Source organism: Desulfotignum phosphitoxidans DSM 13687 (assembly GCF_000350545.1).
GTDB lineage: Bacteria > Desulfobacterota > Desulfobacteria > Desulfobacterales > Desulfobacteraceae > Desulfotignum > Desulfotignum phosphitoxidans.
Window position 1 is genome coordinate 1 of record NZ_APJX01000033.1, and the last position, 2,223, is coordinate 2,223.

Sequence of the window (2,223 nt, forward strand, 5' to 3'; positions counted from 1 at the left end):
ATCGAAGAGGATTTATCCGAACGGAAATCTACAATCGTATTATCCAGGAAAGGCAGGATTGGCGTAATCATGCAGATGAACAAAAAAAATACATTATCTGACGAGGACTTTATTGAAAGCAGAAAAAATTATTGGCTAAAATCGGAGGCATTTGGTTTTTGATCTCGCCCTGCTTTATCGTGAAAATTCTCAGAAAGAATGATTCTAATTGCCGCTTCTTCTCGTTTTTTTACCTTATTCAAAACTTCCGCTTATACCTTAAAAAAACGGCCGATGAGCGCAGCGCATCCCTCATCTTTGTTGACCATCTATCCATCAACTTGCGAGTCCGCGCTCATTTACCATAATATCATCTCCATTAAAATCAAACTTCTTTATTCAGTTGCCTTTTTGCATATCCTTGATATTCTATAGTCGCCAGCTCGGAGGATAGGGCTCTGCTGGGAAGCAACCCGAGCGCCGCAGTTGGTGGCTGAAGCATGGGGACGGTGTGTAATGCATCGTCCCTATTGCATGCTTTAGCCCATAATGCGTTAAATCCCAGGGGGTTTGGGGGACAGAGTCCCCCATTATAAATTGGCAAAAAATCCTTATTGCACTACAAAGTTCTCCCTTTTCATTTTTTGGAGAGTATCAACAGTTATTGCTTTGAGGTCTCCGCTTATAGAATCCTCAGCCAAAGGATTTCTTTTTAACAAATTATCATCATATTTGATAATAGCCTTTTCTCTCCATGCTTTGACCCTGCGCTGTAGTGTCCTTAACTGCCCTTTAGAGTATCGTCCGGGATATTTTTTTTGAAGCTCTAAAAGTATTAAAGTGGCCGTTTTTTCAGGATCATTCTCCAGCCAGGACCGCACTTCATCCCAGACATTTTCAAAAGGGTCTTCCCTGGTTTTCCACCAGTGTTTGACACGCGGTTTTTTTGTTTTTCTATACTGACGCCTTTTTATGATATCAGTTTTCAAGACTAAATGGTCATTGTTGTTTTTTTCAACAAATTCTTTCGGAGTTGATTCCAATTTAAATCCGTATAGCGGCTGTTTCCCTTCCTTTTCTGATGGTGAAGGCTGTTTTGCCCAAAGCACATGTTTCCACAAGGCATCCTGCAAAAATTGAATTTGCTTTAACAGGCGGATCGGATCTAAAGAATGATTTATCGAATCCAGCTTTTCAATTGCTGTAGTCCGGACTTTGACGTTTTTTTTCAATCTTCGAAACGGAGTTTGGGCAGAATCATAAGTTTTCTTAATTTTGCTGTTATCTCTACATTTCTTTTTGAGTTTCATGGAAGGCTGAAAAAAATTCACATAAAGACGTACTGCCCGATATAATTCTGAAAGCTGCATATAGGCATGTTGTCCCTCAAAACGATCATATCCAACTATCTGTCTTACAACAATACCGTTTTTTTGTTCTACATAACATTGATCGTTTTTTTTATATGCTCTTCCTCTCGTGAAGGTTATTTTTTCCTTTTCACAATATCGGATCAAATCCGCATTGATAAATTCACTCCCGTTGTCGGTATCGATCCCTAATATTGGAAAAGGTATTATTTGTTGAGCTTTATCCAGCGCGTGTATAACAGCAGAACCGCTGCGGTATGGTAAGGCCATGCATTCGACCCAGCCGGTAGCAATATCTGTTAAAACCAGTGTGTGAAGAAATTCTCCCTCCATACTCCAGCCGCAATGTGCAACCAAATCAGCCTCAAAGAAACCTGGTTCTTCATCTTCCCAATCGGCAAATGTTCTTATTGGGATCTGGTGTTTGAGGAGTTTTCCCGGTTTTGTCGTGCTTATACTCCGGCCATTATTTCTTATTGGTTTCAAAATCCGATCAATCGTTGCCGGGCTTATTGCGATAAGTTGGGAACGGGTTTCGTCATTAAGGTTGAGATATCCATGCCTTTCCAATGCCGGCACCAGATCTGTCAGAAATGGAGCGAGCCTTTTAGAAGCGATATAGTTTGCTGCTGCCCAGGCAATCTTCAATGCTTCTTGTACGTCATTGTTATAAAATCTGGGACGCGGCTTTTTAATTCTCTTCACCAAAGGTATTTGTTTGGACGATAGTAAACGGATCGCATATTTACGCGAATATCCAGTGGCCGAAATGAACTCGTTTAAAATAATTGATTTGCGTTTCTTGTTTCCTTCCCTGTATCGGGGCGCAACATTAGCCAACAATTCTCTTTTTGATTGAAAACTCATCAATGAC

At 40.5% G+C, this 2,223-nt stretch carries 1 protein-coding gene; it reads right to left on the reverse strand.

Translation table 11 applies throughout. The features are described from left to right. Positions 1–590: 590 nt before the first annotated feature. Positions 591–2,223, reverse strand: a 1,633-nt coding sequence (locus DPO_RS23495) for an integrase catalytic domain-containing protein (RefSeq protein ID WP_152427811.1), incomplete at its 5' end; no start/stop codon positions are given.